At 51.5% G+C, this 18,624-nt stretch carries 16 protein-coding genes and 1 riboswitch; of the genes, 11 read left to right on the top strand and 5 right to left on the bottom strand.

The window, feature by feature from the left end; translation table 11 throughout:
* Positions 1-112: 112 nt before the first annotated feature.
* Complete coding sequence (locus AC07WB_RS19940) at positions 113-1,324, top strand: MFS transporter (RefSeq protein WP_494941121.1); 1,212 nt, start codon at positions 113-115, stop codon at positions 1,322-1,324.
* 19 nt (positions 1,325-1,343) lie between these two features.
* Here the strand turns inward: AC07WB_RS19940 and AC07WB_RS19945 are convergent, their stop codons facing one another.
* Positions 1,344-2,846: an MFS transporter gene (locus AC07WB_RS19945; protein WP_494941122.1), complete on the bottom strand. Its 1,503-nt coding sequence runs from the start codon at positions 2,844-2,846 to the stop codon at positions 1,344-1,346.
* A gap of 117 nt (positions 2,847-2,963) precedes the next feature.
* Here AC07WB_RS19945 and AC07WB_RS19950 point away from each other — a divergent pair, with 117 nt between their 5' ends.
* The 3 genes from AC07WB_RS19950 (at position 2,964) to AC07WB_RS19960 (ending at position 7,013) form a co-directional block, all read left to right on the top strand.
* Complete coding sequence (locus AC07WB_RS19950; RefSeq protein WP_494941441.1) at positions 2,964-3,956, top strand: helix-turn-helix domain-containing protein; 993 nt, start codon at positions 2,964-2,966, stop codon at positions 3,954-3,956.
* A 143-nt stretch (positions 3,957-4,099) separates the two neighbouring features.
* Entirely contained in the window at positions 4,100-5,893 is a 1,794-nt protein-coding gene (locus AC07WB_RS19955; RefSeq protein WP_494941123.1) for an AAA family ATPase, read from the top strand.
* A gap of 1 nt (position 5,894) precedes the next feature.
* A complete protein-coding gene (locus tag AC07WB_RS19960; protein WP_494941124.1) occupies positions 5,895-7,013 on the top strand; it encodes a hypothetical protein in 1,119 nt (372 codons plus the stop codon).
* 47 nt (positions 7,014-7,060) lie between these two features.
* Here the strand turns inward: AC07WB_RS19960 and AC07WB_RS19965 are convergent, their stop codons facing one another.
* The gene (locus tag AC07WB_RS19965; RefSeq protein WP_097098273.1) at positions 7,061-7,327 is read right to left on the bottom strand and encodes a DksA/TraR family C4-type zinc finger protein; all 267 of its coding nucleotides are present in this window, start codon (positions 7,325-7,327) and stop codon (positions 7,061-7,063) included.
* Between the two features lie 136 nt (positions 7,328-7,463).
* Positions 7,464-7,590: riboswitch (TPP riboswitch) on the top strand.
* 99 nt (positions 7,591-7,689) lie between these two features.
* On the opposite strand from AC07WB_RS19965, the gene AC07WB_RS19970 reads away from it, so the two are divergent.
* The 6 genes from AC07WB_RS19970 (at position 7,690) to AC07WB_RS19995 (ending at position 13,364) form a co-directional block, all read left to right on the top strand.
* Complete coding sequence (locus AC07WB_RS19970) at positions 7,690-8,772, top strand: LuxE/PaaK family acyltransferase (protein WP_494941125.1); 1,083 nt, start codon at positions 7,690-7,692, stop codon at positions 8,770-8,772.
* A complete protein-coding gene (locus tag AC07WB_RS19975; protein ID WP_494941126.1) occupies positions 8,769-10,217 on the top strand; it encodes an acyl-CoA reductase in 1,449 nt (482 codons plus the stop codon). Before AC07WB_RS19970 ends, AC07WB_RS19975 begins: the two co-directional genes overlap by 4 nt.
* 77 nt (positions 10,218-10,294) lie before the next feature.
* Positions 10,295-11,062: a 3-oxoacyl-ACP reductase gene (locus AC07WB_RS19980; protein WP_400457234.1), complete on the top strand. Its 768-nt coding sequence runs from the start codon at positions 10,295-10,297 to the stop codon at positions 11,060-11,062.
* 335 nt (positions 11,063-11,397) lie between these two features.
* Complete coding sequence (locus tag AC07WB_RS19985) at positions 11,398-12,096, top strand: hypothetical protein (RefSeq protein WP_494941127.1); 699 nt, start codon at positions 11,398-11,400, stop codon at positions 12,094-12,096.
* A gap of 197 nt (positions 12,097-12,293) precedes the next feature.
* Complete coding sequence (locus AC07WB_RS19990; RefSeq protein ID WP_494941128.1) at positions 12,294-12,773, top strand: Hcp family type VI secretion system effector; 480 nt, start codon at positions 12,294-12,296, stop codon at positions 12,771-12,773.
* 60 nt (positions 12,774-12,833) lie between these two features.
* Positions 12,834-13,364, top strand: a complete 531-nt coding sequence (locus AC07WB_RS19995) for an O-acetyl-ADP-ribose deacetylase (protein ID WP_494941129.1) — start codon at positions 12,834-12,836, stop codon at positions 13,362-13,364.
* Between the two features lie 83 nt (positions 13,365-13,447).
* Here the strand turns inward: AC07WB_RS19995 and malG are convergent, their stop codons facing one another.
* From malG to malE, 3 genes are read right to left on the bottom strand one after another with little or no spacing between them, the layout of a single operon-like run.
* On the bottom strand, positions 13,448-14,338 hold the full coding sequence (malG, locus tag AC07WB_RS20000; RefSeq protein ID WP_097098281.1) for a maltose ABC transporter permease MalG: 891 nt from the start codon (positions 14,336-14,338) through the stop codon (positions 13,448-13,450).
* Between the two features lie 9 nt (positions 14,339-14,347).
* Positions 14,348-15,868 carry a maltose ABC transporter permease MalF gene (malF, locus tag AC07WB_RS20005; RefSeq protein ID WP_494941130.1) on the bottom strand — a complete coding sequence of 507 codons (1,521 nt, stop codon included), beginning with the start codon at positions 15,866-15,868 and terminating at the stop codon, positions 14,348-14,350.
* 60 nt (positions 15,869-15,928) lie between these two features.
* Positions 15,929-17,119 carry a maltose/maltodextrin ABC transporter substrate-binding protein MalE gene (malE, locus tag AC07WB_RS20010; protein ID WP_141400280.1) on the bottom strand — a complete coding sequence of 397 codons (1,191 nt, stop codon included), beginning with the start codon at positions 17,117-17,119 and terminating at the stop codon, positions 15,929-15,931.
* Positions 17,120-17,482: 363 nt separating this feature from the next.
* Between malE and malK the strand changes: the two genes are divergently transcribed.
* Positions 17,483-18,592, top strand: coding sequence for a maltose/maltodextrin ABC transporter ATP-binding protein MalK (gene malK, locus AC07WB_RS20015; protein ID WP_494941131.1), 1,110 nt, complete (start codon positions 17,483-17,485; stop codon positions 18,590-18,592).
* The last annotated feature ends 32 nt before the right edge of the window (positions 18,593-18,624 follow it).

Below are 18,624 nucleotides of genomic sequence, written 5' to 3' on the forward strand. Positions count from 1 at the left end.
AAATTATTGATTACTTTAGCAGAGCCCTAACAAGGTCGTAAGCGTTTACGTTAGCCAACGCACATCCTCCTACTCCGAAATGGAGTATTTCTGGTGTGCAGGTAACGATTACATGTCTAAAATTTCTCTTCCGCTGATTTCATTTCCCCACCCACAAATTGCTGGCTTCATTCTCTTCTTTATTGCGGGCTTCGCTGACGGTCTTATGGTGCCTTTCTTTCCACTTTGGGCTCAGCACTCGGCGGCGATTCCCATTGGTCTAATCGGTTTTTTGTTTGGCTGCTATGCCGGCGGTGAACTGATCGCCGCTCCGTTTATTGGCGGCATTGCCGACCGCATTGGTCGTAGGCCGGTGCTAATTGGGTCGGCTAGCGGCATCGGCCTTGGTTTCATCGCCCTCTTTTTCACCCATGGCGTGGTAGAAACCGCCTGCGTGTTGGTTATCATCGGGATTTTTGAATCCGTACTTCATCCGACGATATACACGCTGATCGCTGATGTAACCCCAGAGGCTGAGCATCGCAACCAATTCAGTAAAGCTCGCGTTTTCGCCTGCGCGGGGGGGATCGCGGGGCCGCTGCTGGGAGCGCTAATCGTGCAAAGCAACCTGGGTTACGTGTTTTTGGCCAGTGGCATTTCTATGCTTTGCGGTGGCGTGATGCTGGTTATTCTCTTGCCCGAAACCCGGCAGCAACTTGCAGACGAAGACGCTGAAGAGGAGGAGGGCTTTAGTGCGTTAATGCCCGCTTTTCGCGATCGCCGACTTGCCGCATTATTGATTTGGGCGCTGCTGCTGGGTGTTGCTGGCAGCTGGGTCGAAGCCGTCATGCCGCTTTATGCCTATAATCAACTGGGGATCAGCAGCGCCAATGTCGGGCTGCTCTTCACTTTGGGCGCGGTGCTTAACACACTTGGGCAGTTAACATTGACCAGAATGCTGGCTCTGCGTTCGCCGATGTTCATCATTCTCAGTGCTGGCGCGACGTTGATACTGGCTTTTGCCGTGCTTTTGATTTTCTCTCATCTCTTCTCCCTGATCGTGGCCGTCTGTTTCTACTCCCTTTCCCAAATGATGGTCGGACCGTTGATGCCCGCAGCAGTCAATCAACTGGCTCCGGTCCGGCTGCGGGCAACCTATATGGCCGCTCTATCCGTGGTCAGCGATCTGCGTGACTCCGTGGGGCCGGCAACGGGCACGGCGCTGTTTGCTGTGACGTTTACCCTGCCGTGGATGATCGGCATTCCAGTCGTTGCAATGGCGGCATTAGGCCTGGGCATCTCTTTGTCATCGAATAATCGTTCCTCCTCACAGACGCCTGAATAGGAAGATTTCGGGCTATGTTCTAGCGGGTGCGCTTAACAGTGCACCCGACAAAGCCCTTATCGGCGATGGTACGCGTGCGCTTCGATTTGCCGTTGAATAACCAATAACTCGCCAGCGCCAGGCCGCACACGCCGGTCGCGCCATACGTCAGCACCGCTGAAAATCCCTCAGTAAGCACCTGCTGCGCCACGTCATGAGCAAGCGCAACCTCGCCACCGCTGGCAATCTGTTCTGCCAGCGCGTGCGCATCGTTGAGGGTTGGTATGATGCGTTTCAAACTTGCCGCCACGCTGGCTACCAGCAAACTCCCCATCAAGGCGATATTGATTGCCAGCGTAATCAGCCGCGCGCTGATATCAATTCCTGATGCCATGCCCGCTCGGTTACCGGGCACTGAACCGGTGGTGGTGTTTGTCACCGGTGTATTGGTGAGCCCCAACGCCATGCCTGCCAGCAGCGCGCCGGGTAATAAACTGGTGTGATATTCAGCGGCGAATTTCATCAATATGAAGCCCACGCCGATGCTCAACAAACCCAGCGGAATCAAGCGCGCCGCGCCAAAACGGACCACCAGTTTTTCACCAATCGGCGGCATCAGTAGCGTAGGCAAGGTATAGGCCAGCAGCGCCAGCCCGGTTGCCATGCTGCTGTAGCCCAGACCGCTCTGATAATAAACCGGCAGATAAATCATTAGCGGCCAGAAGCTAAAGTTCATGCCAATCGAGCCCATCAGCGCGCCAGAGAATGGGCGAATGCGAAACACGGTGAAATCAAACATCGGGTGAGGATGGCGCGTTTCAATCCACACAAACAGCAGCGCGCTGACCGCGGTGACCAGCATACAGAGCTGCACGATTGCGCTGCCCCAACCCAGGGAACGCCCTTGGGTGATAAGGTAGGTGATGCCCACTACGCTGAGAGATAGCGTCACCAGCCCACCAAAATCGAGTTTTTTGGCGTCGCTATCTCGTGACTCCACCACGTTTTTCATCGCCAGAATCAGGGTGAGTAACGCGATAAAACCGTGTACCAAAAATACCCATTGCCAGCTGAACCAGGCCACCAGCATGCCGCCAATGATCGGCCCAAAACCCAGACCAAAGCCAAACGTCATCCCCCATGCCGCAAACGCGCGGCTGCGTGATTTTCCCTGCGGGAACTGGGATGAAAGGATGGCAATCAGGCACGTCAGCATGGCACCACCGCTTAAGCCTTGCAGCGCGCGTCCAATAATCAGCCAGCGCGCACTGTCGACCACGCCACACATCAGTGAGGTGAGGCCAAACGCCAAGATACTGATGAGAAAAACACGCTTGCGTCCATAGGTGTCCGCCAGCGTGCCGGTGGCCATGAGCACTGCGGTGCAGGCGAGCGTATAGGCGTTCATGATCCACTGCAACTCGCGGAAACTGGCGTGCATTTCGCGCTCAAGCGCCGGCAAAATTACCGGCACGCTGGATATTTCCAGACCAGACATTAAAGCGGCGAGACAAACCGCCATCAGCGCTAACATGTTCTTCATACGCAATCCCTGTAAAACGGTAAGTGAGTGCCAGCATGAAACAGTGACGTGATGATGGAAATTGCGCGCGATGCCATATATCGTCAAGATCATGCCAATATTGCGGATAGACCTTATATGCACATCACCTCAGCGCGCTGCGCCGATTCTCCTGCACCCATCAATCGCCGCCTGGTGCTTCTTGCGTATGAATGCCTTTGTACCTTTGAATTCGGTACGGCCGTTGAGGCTTTCGGTCGGGTAGACGAGGTTTTTGGCGCACCGTTATATGATTTGAGCGTAGCCTCAGTGGAAGAGGGCACCTTTGGCGCGCAGGGGGGAATTCGCCTCGTGGTGGATGGCGGACTTGAACTGCTGGAAGCCGCGGGCACCATTGTTATTCCTGGTTGGCGTAGCGTGCATGAGCCTGCATCGCCCCGGCTGATTGCGGCGTTACAGCAAGCGCACAGCAAGGGGACGCGCATTGTTTCCATCTGTGCCGGAAGTTTTGTATTGGGAGCGGCCGGATTACTGGATGGAAAGCGTGCCACGGCCCACTGGAATAGCACCGATATTTTGGCGCAAAGGTTCCCGGCGGTTCACGTTGAGCATGGCATGATTTATGTCGATGAGGGCAACATCATCACTTCAGCGGGCGGTGCGGCGGGTGTCGATTTATGTCTGCACCTGATTCGAAGGGATTATGGTATTGAAGTCGCCAATCGTACCGCCCGCAGAATGGTGACGCCGCCGCTGCGTGAAGGCAATCAGGCGCAGTTGCTTCAGCAACCGGTGCCGCAGCGTCAGGCAAAAACGCTCTCTCCGCTGCTGGATGATTTACGCGGCAATCTGAATACGCCGCTGGTTATTGAGCAGCTGGCCAGGCAAGCCGGTATGAGTCGACGCACGTTTTTGCGTCGCTTTCATGATGCCACCGGTACCACACCCGGCGAGTGGATGTTGAGCGTTCGTCTGGAGAAAGCCTGCGCGCTGCTTGAGAGCGGCATGCTGAGTATTGAGCGGGTAGCCGAGCAGGCCGGTTTTGGATCGCCCGAAACGTTGCGCCATCACTTTCGGCAGCGGCTTAACACCACGCCGACTAAGTGGCGCAAGGCGTTTAGTGCGCGTTAACGAATTAAATGATATTGATCGTCTTAATCAACGAAGTTTTTTAAAAACTTGACCTGCTTATTGAACTTATTATTGTCGTCAGAAAGACTTATCTTGGTCAAACAATACCACTTTCGAGCTTACAAGCGTAAAAGGACGTTTAAATGGAATTATTGTTTATCTATGTAAAAACAGTCAGAGGTCAAAGTTACGACCTGGAGTTTGCATTTAATGGATCTTATAAGGTCGCTTACAATAAAAAAGATAAAAAAATAGATATTGGCCCTAATGATAATAGTGCCTCAGGTTTGTTTGATAAACATATAACCAATATTAACGCAGTGGTAGGGAGGAATGGTGTAGGTAAAAGCACACTTTTGTCACTTTTAGGTCTGCAAAAAATAGACCGTAGGTTTGAGCTTTCTCCCGCTGAATGGTTTGCAGTTTACCACCTTGAAGATGATCTCTTTGCGGTTGAGGGATACAACTCTGAATTGCTACTTTGCAGTCCCATCCAGGTCGAAAAGGATTTTATTTTCTATTTTAACGAAAAAAATCCTGGTGCCATATATCAGTGGGATCTCAATGCCGAGAAGATAAATCTCTTCAAAAATCAATCTGTTGTGTTGCATTTTGCGGAAATGAAAAAAAGGAAGCCTAGTTTTCAGGAGGATGCTAATATCTCATTTAAAAGAGATTATTTATTAATCGAAAATCAATGGGTGTATAAATACCTTCTTGAAGAATATGCCGAGTTAGATGATAGAGTTAAACATGATCATGTGAAACTCTTTATTCCTTCACGGTTTTCATCTTCCGACATCAGTGATTTAGATAATATTCTTCTATATGATGAATTGGATGGATTTTATACAAAGGAAAGGATTTATCAAAGAGGTATTAAAAAATTCGATAAAATAAAAAATGGCAAACACTTGTTTATATTGCATATGCTTGAAATGCTGATTAACGAACACATGTTATTAAGCTCGAAAGACCCTTTTCCTGACAGCATTGATCAATCAATAGATAAAAAAATTGCTGCAAAATTTATGGTTTATAATAATAACTTGTATAGCGGTAAGCTTAATGATTATCCTGGAATAAAGTATTTTCTATTAGATAGACTTTATGAATTTGTGAATATCGCCGACAAGGTTCATGGGATTCCTACTGAAATGGATTGGAGCGCTATTGTCAATCTTCTGGAAGAATTCCCGGAGAATTATTTCACTTATAATAATAACGAGTGCTGCTTAACCATAACATTAGGTCAGTATGATAGTAGGGTTTTTGATTTGCTAACGTTACGCAGTAAAGGCTGTATAGTTAATCCTTTCAAAATTAAGTTCCCGGAAAAAAGTGATGGTGAGTTTTCAATTATCAAGATCATGGCTTCGATATACAGCAAAATAGAAACTAACCTTGAGTATGGTAGAATAAAATTCCTCATATTAATTGATGAAATAGATCGGCATTTACACCCCGAATGGAACAGAACGTTTCTTAGTCGACTGCTTTCGGTATTAAATAAGTATAAAGATACGGCAGGATTTCAAATAATAATGACAACGCATTCACCGTATCTTATTAGCGATTTGCCGAAAGAGAACATCCTGAGAATCTCTCGAGTGAGTGATAGCCTGTCCGTTTCTCACTCTAACTTTGGTTTCGGCAGTAACATCTATGACATTATTAATGATAGCTTTTTTTTAGATTCGCCCATTGGAGAATTTGCTAATACGAAAATAGCAGGGTTAATTGCTTTCATTAGGGGTGAGAACACCGCAGAATATACTGTAAGTAGTGCCAGAAATGTAATTGACTTAATCGGTGATCCATTAATAAAAAACAGGATTTTACAAATGTTTCATTCTACATTTGGCGAGAATGAAAGCACTTTAGCTGAGATTGAAAAACTTGAAAAACGTATTGCGCAATTAAAAAAGGAGCTTTGAAATGATCAATCTCGCCAGTACGCCATTTGATGATGAAAGTTTCGTTAAGAATTACATCGATCTCATTTCAAAAAAGATGACCTTACCAGCCAGCAAGCGGTTAACCATTAAGCATAAATTACTTACTCTGCCAAATAATGTGTCGCTAGACAATGATTTTATCGAAGTTATCCTGACTAACCCTTTTGACAACAATAATCTTAAAGGGTTGAAAGGAGAATTATTTATCTCCGGGTATTTATTGTTGAAAGATTTTTTAATCAAAGGGAAAGCGTATTTTGATTATGTTAAACGCCAATCTCTTGTGAATGTAAAGAATCATGAAATGAAGGGCATTTACCGTGACCTCAGAGGTAACAGTATTACTCCGCTGATTGGGCTGGTAAACGCAAATCTTATCGATGATGCCAAAAAAAGTAATGAAAAGTACTGGGCGTTTTATGATCTGATTCTTAAAGAATTAAAATTAATTAACGTTAATTTCGAGGAGGTATTTGATTATTCTTTTATTGATAAAGAAACGAGGTATAATATTATTCAAAAAATAAATGTCCCAATCTGTCCTTATTGTAATAGGCAGTACATCGAGACTTACAAAAAAGACAAACAAGGCGAAGCCATCGCGCAATTGGATCATTTCTATAATAAGTCAGTATTTTCTTTATTCTCCTTGACGTTAGCTAATTTCATTCCTTCTTGTGCATACTGCAATACGATCTTGAAAAGAGATTTTCTTTTTCCCTATAAGTATCCTTACGTTGATAAAAATAATGATGATGTCATCTTCCTCATCAACACAGAGAGTGTTAAAACTGTTTATCATCCAAGTGACATATCTATCTCATTAAATAAAGCCAATGATTATTATCACCAGCTTTCATTCTTCAATGCGGCCGAAATATATGAAAACCATAAGCAGGATGTTGCTAACCTGCTCACGAAGTCAAACTTATACAATCAAAATTATAAGAAATCGTTGGAGGGGATTTTAAAGGAAACGATCACCGATAGTCAGTTGAGGGTAATGCTTTTCAACACCACCATTGAAGACGGTGTTATATCGGCCACGCCACTCGCAAAGTTAACAAAGGACATTTTATTTTCAAAGGACATATTTTAGCGTCACTGGGGGTATGTACTTTTCTTGTTGGGGAGATCATCTTTTGATTACCTTAGCTGGCTATCTTTACTGCCGCGACGGTTGTAACCGCCAATCGCCGCCTGTTTTTTATCGATGTTACTCTGACAATTTACACAGTAACGCACGCCCTTTAACGCCGCACGGCGCGCTTCCGGGATGGGAGCGCCGCACTCGTCGCAAAACTCGGCGCTTTCACCGTGTCCGAGATGACTGCGCGCCCGTGCCACTGCATCATCTACCGTGGCATCAATTTGTTTGTTTACTGCACCATCATCAGACCAACCGCCCGCCATATTTCACCTCTTACGCAAAGCCATGAACTAAGTATAAGGCAACATGCAATAAATGCCGGTCAGGCAAAGATGCCGTGCAACATCAGCCGTCTTTTTACTCCTATTGACACATCATCAGGCGCCATCCTAGACTGCGGCTTGTTCCAAGGGGTGCCCTGTTAGGGGGCTGAGATTCTACCGGCTGGTGTTTTTTACTGGCATCGTAGTGACCCTCCGAACCTGATCCGGCTAATACCGGCGTAGGGATGCGGAACCGCAGGGCTTGCACGCCCTGATTCCATCTTTGTGCTTTGTAGCGGACAGTTCGCGCTCTTCGGGTGATGCCGGGGAGTTTTAATGCAATCGCAAAGGTGGCTACGAACATGACCGAATCGGCAATAATCTCAACGTTGCTGGCTTTCCTCCAGCGCAGCGACAGCTCGGATGACGATTTCAACCAGCTGGCCCTCGAAATCTTCGCCTATCAATTCGCCCACAACCAACCCTATCGCCGCTTCGCCATCCAGCGAGGACGCACGCCGCTGACGGTCAAACACTGGCGCAATATTCCGGCGATTCCGATTACCGCTTTCAAAGACTTTACCCTGAGCTGTGGCCCCATCGAAGCGATGCAGGCTGTTTTTATGACCAGCGGCACCACCGGTACAGTCAAAGGTCGCAGCTACCATCCAACGCTGGACGTTTGGCAATGTTCGATGATGCTGAATTTCCGCCAGCGCTTTATGGCAGGCGTCGATCGCATTCGTATGGGGATTCTGTTTCCGGATACCGTCGCGATGCCGAACTCCTCGCTGGCGACATACCTGGCGCTGGCGGTACAGGCCTTTGGTACACCCGCAAGTGAAGTGATGGTGGGTGAACACGGCCTCGACGTGGAACGCGTATTCGCCGCGCTTGAGCAGGCTGAACACAGCGGTGAACCCTATGCGCTGCTGGGTGCCAGCTACAGCTTTGTACCGCTGCTGGACGAAATGCAGCGCCAGCAGCGTCGTTTCTCCCTTCCCGCCGGCAGCCGTATTCTTGACACCGGCGGATTTAAAGGCCAATCCCGCGAGGTTGCCGCAGAGGCATTTTACACATCGCTTGCCAATGCCTTTGGCATTCCACGCGCGCAGTGCATCAACATGTACGGCATGACGGAAATCAGCACGCAATTTTATGACGAGGGCAATGAAATCTGCCCGCCGGTCAAATCCGGCCCGCACTGGATCCGCACGCGTGTTGTGAACCCATTAACCGGCGACGACATGCCCGATGGCGAAGTTGGCGTGCTGGTACATCACGATCTGGCCCATTTCAATTCCGTTTCCGCTTTGCTGACGGAGGATGCAGGCATCATCGTGCCTGGTGGTTTTCACCTGCTTGGACGGGTAAACGGCGCGGATGCAAAGGGATGCTCACTGACCATGGAAGATTTTCTGGCTGCCGCGCAGGTGAATCCGTGAAAGAAGTGGCGGGGCATCTGCCGGGCTTATGCGCCAGCGAAGTGCAATGGCACACGCTGCGATTTGGTCAGGGTAGTGAGATCGTGGAAGTGGATGTTCCGGCGCTGGACGAAGCGCAAATCATCGCGCTGACTGCCCGCGTACGCGCCAATGCGCGCGCCTATCTGCATCAGCTGAGCGTGGCGCAGATCATCACCATTATTGATGAAGCGGTGGCGCGACTGCTGGATCGCACGCATCCCTTGCGCATTAAGGCCGAAAAGCTGCTGCCGATCGTGACGGGCTATGACGCAGACATGGTGCGCCTTGGCCTCACCGGTTATCTCAAGACATTTCGCCAGCCGCAGCTTAAGCGCTTTCTGGCGGAGGACTTCGCCCATCCGCAGATGCTGGATGATTTTCAGCCACGGCCCAAAGGCGGTTTTGCCCGTGCGTTTGGCCCGGAACTCCTGCTGCATATCTGGGCTGGCAATGTGCCGGGCTTACCGCTGTGGAGCCTGATTTGTGGTTTGCTGGTGAAGGCCGGCACCATTGGCAAATTACCCGGCAATGAACCGCTGATGGCGAGCTGGTTTGCGCAGCTGCTGGCCGAAATCGATCCTCAACTTGGCGCGTGTCTGGCGGTGGTTTGGTGGCAGGGCGGCAGCGCGGAAACTGAGCCGACCTGGTTACGGCAAGCGGATGTGGTGCTGGCCTATGGTGGCAACAACACGCTCGCCGCCATTCAGCAGCGTTTGCCTGTCACCACGCGTTTCCTGCCGCATGGCCATAAAATCAGCGTTGGGCTGGTAGCCGCCTCGGCGCTCAATACCCGTCAGGGCGCACAACTGGCACGACGCGTGGCTTATGACGTGATGCGTTACGACCAGGCCGGCTGCTACTCGCCGCAGATGTTGTTTGTCGAGCGCGGAGGAGCGGTGTCATCGGACGAATTCGCCGCCTATATCGCGCATGAACTTGCCGCGTTGGCACGTAAACATCCGCGCCGCCCACTGGCTATTGAAGAGATGAACAGCCTCGCGGCATGGCGTAATGGCGAAGAGATGCGTGCGCTGGCGGATGGCCGAACGCTTTACGGCCATCCCACCGACGGCTGGGCGGTGGTGAGCGTGGCACAAGCGGAAGCGCTGTTACCTTCCGCACTCGGACGCACGCTGAAAGTGGTCGCCGTTGATGCGCTGGAGGAGGCCATACAGGCGTTAGCGCAGCAGCGCCAGGTTCTCCAGACGGCAGGCGTGGCTGCAACGCCTGCCGAACTGTTTCGTCTTTCCGCTTTGCTGGGCCAGGCGGGTGTTACCCGCATTACGGCGTTCGGTGACATGACGTCGCCTGAAGCGGGCTGGCATCACGATGGCCGTTTTAGCCTGCTTGATCTGGTCACTATCACCGAGATCGAGCAGGGCGCAGAGGCGGCGGCTGAACGATTCGCGCCCTATGCAGACTGATATGCGTTTTGTAGGGCGCGCATTCATACATACCCAGACACCTCTAAGATTCACATCCCATATTTCAGGAGCCTTTAATGAAATTCACTAACCGTACGGTGCTGGTTACCGGTGCAAGCCGGGGTATTGGCGCTGCCCTTGCCAAAGCCTTCGCCGCGGAAGGCGCTTTTGTGGTGGTCAATTATCTGCGCAATGCAGACGCCGCCGCTAGCGTGGTTGAGGCGTGCCGGTCGCTGGGCGGCGAGGCATTAGCCATCGCGGCAGATGTCACCTCTGAGCAGCAGGTCAACGCCATGATGGAGCAGATCGTCAGCGCCACCGGCTGCCTTGATGCCGTAATCAACAACGCCTTTGCCCCCTATGTGTTTGATACCGACCATCGCCAGCGTTTCTGGGAAACGCCGTGGTCAGCCTATCAGGCACAGTTCGATGGCTCGGTCAAAGCCGCCTATAACCTGTGCCAGGCGGCGCTGCCGCTGATGCGCGCACGGGTGCGCGGCAGCATCGTCAATATCGTCAGTGATCTGGTGGCGCGTCCTTCCGTGCCTTATCACGATTACATCACTGCGAAAGCGGGGCTGATCGGTTTTAGCCGCACGCTGGCCACAGAACTCGGCCCGCTGGGGATTCGCGTCAACTGCGTGGCTCCGGGATTGGTTTATCCCACCGATGCCAGCCAGGCAACGCGCGAAGAGGTGCGCGATTTCCTCACCGCACAAACCCCGCTGCGCCGCATCGCACGGCCGGAAGATATCACCGGACCGGTGCTGTTTCTGGCATCAGACTGGAGCGAGTTTGTCACCGGGCAGACGCTGTATGTGGATGGTGGATTGGTGATGAGCTGATGCGTGCGCATAAACCTATCTGCACGCGTCGTAGCGGCGCAATTTATTGCGCAATATGTGGATGGGCGCAGTGCTGTCAGCAATACGCGCGATAATCGCGCCGCAACTAATTGTGCTAATCAACGGTGAGTTAGCGCATTAAATTATAGATAATACGCTAACTGATCTACCTCAGAAATTTCCTTAGTTGAAAGAGTAAATCGCATTGCTAAGGGCGGTTTTCAGCGATGTTATTTTTATGAATACGGATCACAACTGGCTAAAATTTAGCTTCACTGAATTTTATCATTTCCCTATAGTTTTTGTGGTTAACAGAATTAACGATAGGGATATTTATGTACCACAGTGATGCGGTGATACGGCAGCTTCAGGCGCAAAGGATTCTGGCAGAAAAACTCGACAATGCGGTTGCAGGCGTTATTGATGCCGTTTCGGATCAAGTCAGTAAGATCAATAAAGGGGCGACCCGGCTTTCATTTTATGCATCGTGTTTTACTGATGAATATTATGATGTTTGTAAAAAACAGGCGATCGAAGATAATCGATTCCTGATGGGGGTAGCGCAGTTAGTAAAAGAGCGAAATATTGTTTTCTCACTGCTAAAAACATACTTAGATTATCAACTGCAAAACAGAAACTTCCGGCAGCTTGAAGTAATAAAAATGCATCTAATGCGGGCTAACATCCATATCGCTGCAAGTACACTCACTTCATCTTCATTTAGTCTGGGCGCGACTCTTGCGGTCGTAGCGGGACTCAACATTACGCTACCTGTTGGAAGAAACATTGGACAAGTCGTTGGGGTTATGGCCGGTGGCTTGGGAATTTATGGGGTAGTTCAGAATGCAGCAGATAGCGCGAAGCGCCTGCAGTTAATGCATCCGCCTTATTATCACGCATTATATGTCCGTGAGCTCGAAATGATGTATTTCCTTGTTGAAACTACGCTAATGCGTGCAGGCGCACTTAAAAACGAATGGCTTTCAGATTATGAGATCGCTGAAGTTTTAATGAAATTAATGAGAAAAGCATGAAGAGATTTTTAAAACAGTGGTTAATAACTGAAGGAAAGTTTTTGTTATGTATCTATGGCCCGGTTATAACTACTTTAATATTTGGCGTGTTAAAGGTAATTTATTATCCAGATAGTGGGATGTTGAGTGTGGGGATATTTTATCTATGCGCTCTGACATTTTTTGTTTATAAATTTCGTTAATTTAAAGGATTAAATATGTCAACTCCAGCACATCTCTGGTTAGAAGATGAAAGTGGTTCTCCGATTGTGGGTTCGTGCACAATGCCGACAAGACTTGGTTCGATAGAGCTCAATTCGGTCATGCACAATATTACGATTCCGGTGGATTCGCATACGGGAAGGCTGACAGCCACACGGATTCATGCACCGATATCCATTCAAAAGGAGTTCGATAGAACAACGCCGGTGCTGTTGCGTGCATTATGTCAGGCCAGAACGCTGAAATCTGCCACCATCAAGATGTACCGAATTAACGAAGCGGGCATTGAAGTTGAATATTTTAATATTCTCCTGGATAACGTCAAAATCTCCAGCATCTCTCCGACCCTGCTGCCAAACGGCCAGACCAGCACGCATCTGGAAAATATTGAGCTACGATATGAAACGATCACATGGAAATATGTCGACGGCAACATTGTGTTCAAGGATGGATGGAATGAGAGAATGATCGCTTAATTTCGTTTGATGCTGTGACTGTAAAGTCCAGGACAGCTGATTTTAAGGAGGAGAACTAACATGAACAAAATAGTATTGCTCAAAGATGACATAACCAAAGTTCCGGCAGACGCTATTGTGAACGCCGCCAACACCTCCTTACTGGGCGGAGGCGGTGTTGATGGTGCCATCCATCGGGCAGGCGGGCCAGCGATTCTGGCTGAATGCCAGAAAATCAGGAATCGACAAGGTGGCTGTAAAGTCGGAGATGCAGTCATCACCACGGCGGGAGATTTGCCGGTAAAATATGTCATTCACACCGTTGGACCACACTGGCATGATGGGAAACATGACGAAGAAATGTTGTTGAAAAATGCCTATCTGAGCTGTTTTAAACTGATCGCTGAATATGGCATTCAAACCGTTTCGTTTCCCAATATCAGCACTGGTATTTACAAATTTCCTAAAGCGCTGGCGGCTCAAATCGCGCTGGATGTGATTAACCAAAGTTTGCGTGATAACCCCAAAATCGAGCGAGTCAATTTGGTCTGCTTTGACGAGGAAAATTACGGTCTGTATTTAAAAATGTTGGATGAACAACATGATCAATAATTCTTCAGAATAAAAAAAGCGGCCCTAAGGCCGCCAAAAACCTCAACTGCAGTGAACGTTGAGGAAGGAGGATAATAATCGGGTTAGCCTTTCACGCCACCGGCCGTCAAGCCGCTGACCAGCCAGCGTTGTGCCAGTAAGAACACCAGCGTAATCGGAATCGCAGACAACACCGCCGCAGCGGCAAAGTCGCCCCACAGATAGTTTTGCGGGTTGAGATATTGCTGCATGCCGACCGCCAGCGTGTAGCTGTTCACATCGCGCAGCAGCAGCGACGCAACCGGCACTTCCGTTACAGCGGCGATAAACGCCAGAATAAACACCACCGCCAGAATCGGTACCGACAGCGGCAGCAGCACCAGGCGGAATGCCTGCCACGGCGTGGCACCATCCAGCGCGGCGGCTTCTTCCAGCGAACCATCGATGGTTTCGAAATAGCCTTTAATAGTCCAGACATGCAGGGCAATGCCGCCAAGGTAGGCAAAGATCACGCCGCCATGGGTGTTGAGGCCGATAAACGGCAGATATTGTCCCAGGCGATCAAACAGCGCATAGAGCGCCACCAGCGACAGCACGGCGGGGAACATCTGGAAAATCAGCATGCCTTTTAACAAGGTGGCTCGCCCGGCAAAGCGCATGCGCGCAAATGCGTAGGCGCAGGTGGTGGAGAGCGCCACAATGCCAATGGCGCTGATGGCGGCGATCTTCACCGAGTTCCACAGCCACAGCAGCACCGGGAACGGCGGTGGCGTCACGCGGCCGTCGGCGTGCTCCACGCTGAAGCCTAGCGCTAGCTGCCAGTGTTCCCAGGAAATCTGATCCGGAATCAGCGAGCCAGTAGCGAAATTACCGGCGCGCAGTGAGATGGCGAAGACCATCAGCAGCGGAAACAGAATCCCCGCAATAAACATTAGCAGCAGCAGATGCGTCATCAACAGACGCAGCTTTTGCGACTTGGGTTGTACCATAGCCATAACGCCTCCTTAATCGAATTTCATCCGCACGGCTTTCAGATTGATCACCGCCAGCGCGCCCACCAGCAGGAAGATCAGCGTGGCAATCGCTGCCGCCAGGCCAAAGTCCTGCCCGCCGCCGCCTTCAAACGCGATACGCCAGGTGTAATTCACCAGTAAATCGGTATAGCCGGCCGGCGTGGTGGTGCCGATACGATCTGGCCCGCCGTTGGTCAGCAGCTGCACAAGCACAAAGTTATTAAAGTTAAAGGCAAAACTGGCGATCATCAGCGGCATCAGCGGCTTCAATAGCAGCGGCAGGGTAATCAGGAAGAAATTCTGCATCGGCCCGGCGCCGTCCATTGCCGACGCTTCATAGAGATCGTCCGGAATCGCTTTCAGCAATCCCATACACAGAATCATCATGTAGGGATAACCGAGCCAGGTGTTCACAATCACCAGCATGGTGCGCGCCAGCGTCGGATCGCTGAACCAGGCGGGCTGAAAACCAAACAGCGCCTTTAGCATCACGTTGATTTCACCGAAGCTCTGGTTGAACAGCCCTTTAAAGATCAGGATCGAGATAAACGCCGGCACGGCATACGGCAAAATCAACATCACGCGATACACCGCCTTGCCTTTCAGCGCTTCCCACTGCACCAAACAGGCTAATACCATACCGACCGCCACGGTCAGGATCACGGTGATGAATGAGAACAGCAGCGTCCAGCCAAAAATGGCCAGAAACGGCTTCTGAATCCCTTCATCAGTAAACACACGGATGAAGTTTTTCCAGCCGCTGTTCACCGTGAAGCCCGGACTGAGCGCTTCGCCGCTGGCGTTCTGATAGAAGCCGGTGTCACGATTGGCCTGATACAGCGCACCGCTCTGCTGGTTTTTCAGATCGCCGTTGGCTTGCAGCACAAACAGCGGACGCGTGCCAGAGAACTGGCGCAGCGAGCTCATCACCACGCGACGACCATCCGGCAGTTCAGCCTGAATCTGGTTCAGCGCCTGGCGATTGCTGGTGACGATGCGCAGCGTGGCACGTTCACCGGCAGGCGGCGGGGCGCTGGTGAGTTTCAGCTGTTGCGCGCCGCCAAAGGCAAATGCAGGGGAAACAAAGCTTTGCCCGTTGGAGGCTTCCGTCAGCACCAACTGCCAACGATCGCCCGCCGGAAACAGCGAAAAATTGAGCGCCGAGCCATCCTGATACTGTCGGCTCAGCAACACCTGTTGCGCCCGCTCCAGCGTCAGCTGGTTGGTGCTGCTGTAGTTAGTGAAAGCAATCGCAACGGTGCAGGCGAGGGGAAACAGCACGAACAGCGCCATGCCCGCCAGCCCGGGATAGACATAGCGCCAGGCGTAGGCGCGACGATTTGCATAAATCCAGATGCCGACGGCGCTGATAATCAGCGTCACCAGCGCAAACAGATATTCACCTTTTGCATACATCAGCACGAGCAGATAGCCGACCAGCAGACAGCAGATACCGAGAAAAAGAGCCTTCAGCACGGCGCCGTAGCGTGCTGTTTTCGGTTTTCCTGACATGATGCGGTTTTCCTTAACAGCCAGTAATGAGCCGGAGCGATCCGGCTCTGGTAGAGAGGATTACTTGTTGAGACGCGCCTGCGCATCTTTCAGTGCCGCGTCCACGCTTTGACGACCGCTCAGCGCATTTAGCGTGGCGGTGCGCATGGCGTACCAGAAGGCGGCCATCTGCGGAATGTTTGGCATGATGTCGCCGTTACGCGCGTTATTCATGGTGGCGGCAATGCGTTCATCCTTCTCCAGCGTCTGCTGGAAAGATTTCAGCGCCACTGCGCCTAACGGCTTGTCTTTGTTGACGGCGTCGAGGCCAGCATCGGTCAGCAGGTAGTTTTCCAGAAACTCTTTCGCCAGCTCTTTATTTGGGCTAGCGGCATTGATACCCGCACTCAGCACGCCGACAAAGGTTTTCGAGGGTTTGCCATTGAGCGTAGGCAGCAGCGTGACGCCGTAGTTGATCTTGCTCTTATCAATGTTGCTCCACGCCCACGGCCCGTTAATTGTCATGGCGGTTTGCCCCTTGTTGAAGGCGGCTTCGGCGATGGAGTAATCGGTATCGGCATTCAGCGTTTTCGCCTTCACCTGATCGACAAGGAAGGTCATGCCCGCTTTAGCGCCGGCATTATCGACACCGGTATCCTTCACGTCGTAGCGGCCATCGTTAAGCTTAAAGGCATAGGCGCCACCGGCTGCCAGCAGTGGCCAGGTGAAGTACGGCTCTTGCAGGTTGAACATCATGGCGCTCTTGCCTTGCGCGCGCATTTTTTTGTCTAGCGCAGCGATCTCTTCCCAGCTTTTTGGCGGCTCAGGCAGCAGATCCTTGTTGTAAATCAGCGATAACGACTCGACTGAAATCGGATAACCGATCAGTTTGCCGTTGAAGCGCACCGCATCCCAGGTGAACGGGAAAATTTTCTGCTGGAAAGTGGCGTCCGGTGAGATCTCCGCTAACAAGCCTGACTGCGCGTAACCGCCGAAACGGTCGTGCGCCCAGAAGATGATATCCGGTCCGTCGCCGGTGGCGGCAACCTGCGGATATTTCTCTTCCATTTTGTCCGGATGCTCAACCGTGACCTTAATGCCGGTCTCCTGCTCAAATTTTTTACCCACTTCAGCCAGGCCGTTATAGCCCTTATCGCCGTTGATCCAGATGACCAGCTTTCCCTCTTCAATTTTGGCAACGGCGGAAGCTGAAAACAGCACGGCCGTCAGGGCGGAAAGGGCAAGAATGCGTGCACCGGTTTTCATTGTCATAACTCCATCCTGTTAGCGGAAACGGAAATCGTTTTACCCACCACATTCTGCGTATCTGTCTCGGCTTCTCATCCTCCCCATCTCTACGCCTGCCGCTCATTCACTGTGATCTGCGTTACAAAACCGCCCCCTTATCACGGGTTGGCGCACAAAATTACCGCGCAGCTCTGCGTTATCGATCACAAAAATCATCGCCTTCCGCGCTTTAACGCCTGACTCCTCGCGTTCTCCTCCTCCCGTCTCCTCCCCCACGCGGATGCGCTGCGGTGGAGGATGTCGGGCGTAACGTCCTTGCCCATAGTGGTCGCCGGGGTCTGTCCGCCAACCTGCGGACAAGAGTGAGTGAGCTGAGAGGAAATGATCATGTCGAGCGTTACGTTACGCGGCGTCTCCAAGGTGTGGGGTGATACCGAGGTGTCGAAAAACATCAGCCTGGAAATAGCTGAAGGGGAGTTTGTGGTGTTTGTCGGTCCTTCAGGCTGTGGAAAATCGACGCTGCTGCGCATGATTGCCGGTCTCGAAACCATCACCAGCGGCGATCTGTTTATTGGTGACCAACGCATGAACGAAGTGCCGCCTGCGGAGCGCGGCATCGGCATGGTGTTCCAGTCTTACGCGCTGTACCCGCATCTTTCAGTGGCAGAGAACATGTCATTTGGCCTGAAGTTGGCCGGAACGCGTAAAGCGGAAGTCCAGCAGCGGGTCAACCAGGTCGCGGAGGTGCTGCAGCTGGCGCATCTGCTGGATCGCCGTCCTAAAGCGCTCTCCGGCGGGCAGCGCCAGCGCGTGGCGATTGGTCGTACGCTGGTGGCAGAACCCCGCGTGTTTTTACTGGATGAGCCACTCTCTAACCTCGACGCGGCACTGCGCGTGCAGATGCGAATTGAGATCTCTCGCCTGCATAAGCGCCTGAATCGCACCATGATTTACGTCACCCACGATCAGACCGAAGCGATGACGCTGGCCGACAAAATCGTGGTGCTGGATGCCGGACGCGTTGCCCAGGTCGGCAAGCCGCTCGAGCTTTATCACTATCCCGCCAATCGTTTCGTCGCCGGCTTTATCGGTTCGCCACGCATGAATTTCTTACCGGTAAAAGTGACCGCCACCGCGATCGATCAGGTTCAGGTGCGCTTACCCAACACGCAGCTGGTGTGGCTGCCGGTCGATAGCGCCGACGTTCAGGTGGGCAGCAACATGTCGTTAGGCATCCGGCCCGAGCATCTGCTCTCCAGCGATATTGCCGACGTCACCCTCGAAGGCGAGGTGATGGTCGTCGAGCAGTTGGGTCACGAAACGCAAATTCACATCCAAATTCCCGCTATTCGTCAAAGCCTGGTTTACCGCCAGGAGGACGTCGTGCTGGTAGAAGAGGGCGCCCTGATGGGCATCGGCCTGCCGCCGGAGCGTTGCCATCTTTTCCGTGAAGATGGCAGCGCCTGTCGCAGGCTTCATCAGGAGCCCGGTGTTTAGCCCTGCAAAACAATAAAAGCAATGACCTCAGG

It is taken from the genome of Pantoea sp. GW821-FHT03E06, assembly GCF_059420725.1.

Bases quoted from the DNA above. Each gene is read 5' to 3' on its own strand.
- AC07WB_RS19940 (WP_494941121.1), top strand. From the start codon at position 113: ATGTCTAAAATTTCTCTTCCGCTGATTTCATTTCCCCACCCACAAATT.
- AC07WB_RS19945 (WP_494941122.1), bottom strand. From the start codon at position 2,846: ATGAAGAACATGTTAGCGCTGATGGCGGTTTGTCTCGCCGCTTTAATG.
- AC07WB_RS19950 (WP_494941441.1), top strand. From the start codon at position 2,964: ATGCACATCACCTCAGCGCGCTGCGCCGATTCTCCTGCACCCATCAAT.
- AC07WB_RS19955 (WP_494941123.1), top strand. From the start codon at position 4,100: ATGGAATTATTGTTTATCTATGTAAAAACAGTCAGAGGTCAAAGTTAC.
- AC07WB_RS19960 (WP_494941124.1), top strand. From the start codon at position 5,895: ATGATCAATCTCGCCAGTACGCCATTTGATGATGAAAGTTTCGTTAAG.
- AC07WB_RS19965 (WP_097098273.1), bottom strand. From the start codon at position 7,327: ATGGCGGGCGGTTGGTCTGATGATGGTGCAGTAAACAAACAAATTGAT.
- AC07WB_RS19970 (WP_494941125.1), top strand. From the start codon at position 7,690: ATGACCGAATCGGCAATAATCTCAACGTTGCTGGCTTTCCTCCAGCGC.
- AC07WB_RS19980 (WP_400457234.1), top strand. From the start codon at position 10,295: ATGAAATTCACTAACCGTACGGTGCTGGTTACCGGTGCAAGCCGGGGT.
- AC07WB_RS19985 (WP_494941127.1), top strand. From the start codon at position 11,398: ATGTACCACAGTGATGCGGTGATACGGCAGCTTCAGGCGCAAAGGATT.
- AC07WB_RS19990 (WP_494941128.1), top strand. From the start codon at position 12,294: ATGTCAACTCCAGCACATCTCTGGTTAGAAGATGAAAGTGGTTCTCCG.
- AC07WB_RS19995 (WP_494941129.1), top strand. From the start codon at position 12,834: ATGAACAAAATAGTATTGCTCAAAGATGACATAACCAAAGTTCCGGCA.
- malG (WP_097098281.1), bottom strand. From the start codon at position 14,338: ATGGCTATGGTACAACCCAAGTCGCAAAAGCTGCGTCTGTTGATGACG.
- malF (WP_494941130.1), bottom strand. From the start codon at position 15,868: ATGTCAGGAAAACCGAAAACAGCACGCTACGGCGCCGTGCTGAAGGCT.
- malE (WP_141400280.1), bottom strand. From the start codon at position 17,119: ATGACAATGAAAACCGGTGCACGCATTCTTGCCCTTTCCGCCCTGACG.
- malK (WP_494941131.1), top strand. From the start codon at position 17,483: ATGTCGAGCGTTACGTTACGCGGCGTCTCCAAGGTGTGGGGTGATACC.